Annotated in this window: 2 protein-coding genes; both read left to right on the top strand. The window is 66.7% G+C overall.

Translation table 11 applies throughout. The features are described 5' to 3' along the window. The first annotated feature begins 157 nt into the window (after window positions 1–157). Window positions 158–2,341, top strand: coding sequence for a prolyl oligopeptidase family serine peptidase (locus FKV24_RS17380; RefSeq protein WP_249041078.1), 2,184 nt, complete (start codon window positions 158–160; stop codon window positions 2,339–2,341). Window positions 2,342–2,775: 434 nt separating this feature from the next. Then, the coding region (locus tag FKV24_RS17385) for an RHS repeat domain-containing protein (protein WP_141483277.1) at window positions 2,776–4,286 on the top strand (1,511 nt) is incomplete at its 3' end.

Genomic DNA, 4,286 nt, shown 5'->3' on the forward strand with positions numbered 1-4,286 from the left:
GGTCGGCGGTCTACGCACGGCGGCCTGAGTACGAGCATGGGCCGCCCCGGGCTGTGCCGACTCTGGCTCCACCGGCGTGACTTGGGGCAGGGCGGGTCGGGTGCGGGCCTGTGATAGCGTTCCGGGTTTGTATCCACATCATCCAACGGGAACGCCCATGCCCCAGCTGTCCATGCCCCGGCGCACGCTGTCGACCCTGAGCCGGGCCTGCCAGGCCGTTCTGGTTTCCACCAGTTTCGCCGCCGCCAGCCTAGCCACCGTCAGTCTCGTTGCGACCAGTCTTGCCGCGACCGCGGGCGTTGCCCATGCCGAGGAGGCTGCATTGAACGACCGTTACCAGTGGCTCGAGGACGTGACCGGCGACAAGCCGCTGGACTGGGTCCGCAGCGAGAACGCTAGGACCGAGGCCGAGCTGGCCGCCACGCCCGGTTTCAAGTCGCTGGAGTCGGATGTCCGCACCATTCTCGATTCCGACGCCAAGATTCCCGGCGTGCAGAAGATCGGCGACCACTACTACAACTTCTGGAAGGACAAGCAGCACGAACGCGGCCTGTGGCGGCGCACCAGCCTGGCCGAGTACCGCAAGGACAAGCCGCAGTGGGAGACCGTGCTCGACCTGGACGCGCTCAACGAGGCCGAGGGCGAAAACTGGGTCTGGCACGGCGCGCAGTGCCTGCGTCCGGACTACCAGCGCTGCCTGATCGCGCTGTCGCGCGGCGGCGCCGATGCCGACGTCACCCGCGAATTCGACATGACCCGCAAGGCCTTCGTCGAGGACGGCTTCTTCCGTCCCGAGGCCAAGGGCGGGCTGGACTGGATCGACCGCGACACCGTCTACGTCTACACCGACTTCGGCGACGGCAGCATGACCGAGTCCGGTTACCCGCGCATCGTCAAGCGCTGGAAGCGCGGCACCGAGATGTCCGAGGCCGAGGTGGTCTATGAAGGCCGCGCCGACGACATGTACATCGCCGCCATCCACGACGACACCCCGGGCTTCGAGCGCGACTTCGTCAGCCGCACCCTGGCCTTCTACAACGACGAGCTGTACCTGCGCGGCGATGACGGTGCGCTGAGCAAGATCGACGTGCCGAACTCGGTCAACAAGAACGTGCACAAGGAATGGCTGCTGCTGGAGCTGCGCGAGCCCTACAGCGCCGGCGGCCACGAATACCCGGCCGGCAGCCTGATCGCCGCCAACTTCGACGACTTCATGGCCGGCAAGCGCGAGTTCACCGCGCTGTTCACCCCCAGCGAGAGCACCTCGCTGGCCAGCTATGCCTGGACCCGCGATCACCTGGTCCTGAACGTGCTCGACGACGTCAAGAGCCGGCTCAGCGTGCTGACCCCGGGCGAGGGCGAGTGGCAGCGCAGCGAGTTCACCGGTGCGCCGGACTTCGGCACGATCAGCGTCGGCGCGGTCGATCCGGACGACAGCGACGCGGTGTGGATGACGGTCGCCGACTATCTGACCCCGACCACCCTGTACATGGCCGACATCGGCGAGCAGCCGGAGGCGCTGAAGTCGATGCCGGCGTTCTTCGACGCCTCCGGCAAGGTGATCGAGCAGCACTTCGCGACCAGCGAGGACGGCACCCGGGTGCCGTACTTCCTGGTCCGTCCGGAAGGCCTGGCCTACGACGGCAAGGCGCCGACCCTGCTGTACGGCTACGGCGGCTTCGAGATCTCGCTGACCCCGGGCTATTCGGCCGCGGTCGGCAAGGGCTGGCTGGAGAAGGGCGGCGTGTACGCGGTCGCCAACATCCGCGGCGGCGGCGAGTACGGTCCGCGCTGGCACCAGGCCGCGCTCAAGGCCAACCGCCACAAGGCCTACGAGGACTTCGCCGCGGTCGCCAAGGACCTGGTCGCGCGCAAGATCACCTCGCCCGCGCACCTCGGCGCCCAGGGCGGCAGCAACGGCGGCCTGCTGACCGGCAACATGCTGACCCAATATCCGGAGTTGTTCGGCGCGATCGTGGTGCAGGTGCCGCTGCTGGACATGCAGCGCTACCACAAGCTGCTGGCCGGCGCCTCGTGGATGGCCGAATACGGCGACCCGGACAAGCCCGAGGAGTGGGCCTTCATCCAGACCTTCTCGCCGTACCACCTGTTCGACCCGGGTCGCGAGTATCCGCCGACGATCTTCATGACCTCGACCCGCGACGACCGCGTGCACCCGGGCCATGCCCGCAAGATGGCGGCGCAGATGCGCGACGCCGACAAGGACGTGCGCTACTACGAAAACATCGAGGGTGGCCACGGCGGCGCGGCCAACAATGCCCAGGCCGCGCACATGTCGGCGCTGGCCTACACCTTCCTGTGGGAGCAACTGGCCGAGTAGACGCGACCGGCAACGGGGCCTGCACGGCCCCGATCACCCGCCTCCGGGCGGCCGCGAACGGCGGGGCGAAAGCTCCGCCGTTCTTGTTTTGGGGAGCGGCAGCGATGGTGGTGGACGCGATACCAGCGGTGGCTGTCCGCCTCCGTCGCGGCGACGCGAAAAGGACAGTGGCGCCCTCTGATCTCAACCCCTGAGAGACGTGTGCGGCATCGTTGACCTGTCGCATTCGCGTCCTCTGGGCGCCTCGTGTCCGTGATTCACCTGCGTTTTTTCCGACTGTGTCGCTTCGATTTTCGCGATGTGGGGGGAAATCACGGCTTGTATGACTGGCGGGCAGGGTGATATGACGTGCATCACATTTTCCGCTTGAACTGGAGCGGGTCGGGATTCTAGGGAGTGCGGCCGGTCGCGGCTGCAACGGAAGGAAAAGCTGAATGAAGATCGGGCAGTGGACGTTGGCCGCCATGCTGTTGGCGGTCGTTGGAGGGGTTTCTGCGCAGGATCAAGCCAAGGCGCCCTGGGAGGAGTACGACAAGCTGATCGACAAGAGTTCGGCGATCACCTCGCTGGGCCCTGACCTGTTCGGCGACAACGTCGATCTCTACACCGGCAGCCTGTCGTTCTCGGCCACCGATGTCGGCCTGCCCGGCAACAACGGCCTGGCGGTCGCGGTGGGGCGCCGCTACAGCGTCGAAAACCATGTCCCCAGCCGGATCGATGTCGACGGCTACGACCTGCCGTTCGCCGACTGGGACCTGGACGTGCCGAAGGTCAGCGGCGTGTTCGCGACCGCCTGGCACGATGCGCGCTGCAGCGGCTCGGCGCAGCCGCCGACGGTGCAGGTCAGCGGCAAGTACTTCTATGCCAAGGACTATTGGCAGGGCAACCAGGCCAGTCTGCCCGGCGGTGGCGAGATGCTGCTGGCCAGTGCCGCCACGCCGGGGCCGGCGACCGGCGGCCCCTGGCGCTGGACCACCGATGGCCAGACCTGGTTCAGCTGCCTGACAACGATCAAGAACGGCAGCGGCGAGGGCTTCCTGGCGATGACCGCCGACGGCACCCGCTACTGGTTCGACTGGATGGCCCAGTACCATGAGGCGCAGCTTGAAGGAGGGCTGCCGCGGCGCCGGAACGTGCTGTACGCGACCCGGGTCGAGGACCGCTTCGGCAACTCGGTCACCTACACCTACACCAATGCCTACAATGCGCGCGGCCGGCTGACCACGATCAGCTCCAGCGACGGTCGCACGATCACCCTGGGCTACAACGGCGACGGCCATGTCAGCACCGTGGGCGACGGCACCCGCAGCTGGCAGTACGAGTACGCCTCAGTGGGGACCGGGAAGCGCACCCTGACCGGTGTCGTACTGCCCGACGGCAGCCGCTGGTCGATCGATTTCGCCGATTTCACTGCGGCCGGCTTCGGGTACAACGCCAGCCAGCAGGCCGAGGACATCTACAGGAGCTGCTTCAATCCTGGCGATATTCTCTACAAGTCGTCCGTCCTTGGCGCCATCGAGCATCCTTCGGGCGCGCGTGGCGAGTTCACGGTGACACCGCACCGGCACGGCCGCTCCAATGTGCCGGCGCAGTGCGAGAACTTCACCCTCCCGATCAACAGCCCGAATGACGATGTCGCCTTCTATCCGATCAACTGGGATGCCTATTCGCTGACCGCCAAGCAGGTCAGCGGCCCAGGTCTGACGACCATGGCCTGGTCCTACGAGTACGGAAGCAGCATCTCCTGGTTCAATCCGCCCAGTGGCGGCGGGTATCCGATCTGCCAGGACCAGAACGGCTGCGAAGCACCGGTATGCACCGACGACAGCTGCGCCGGCACCAAGGTGACCACGGTGACCGCGCCGGACGGCAGCTGGACCCGCTACACCTTCGGCAACAGCTACCGCTACAACGAAGGCAAGATGCTGCGGTTGCAGAAGGGTTC

The organism is Marilutibacter maris, from assembly GCF_006546735.2.
In the GTDB taxonomy this organism is placed as follows: Bacteria; Pseudomonadota; Gammaproteobacteria; order Xanthomonadales; family Xanthomonadaceae; genus Marilutibacter; species Marilutibacter maris.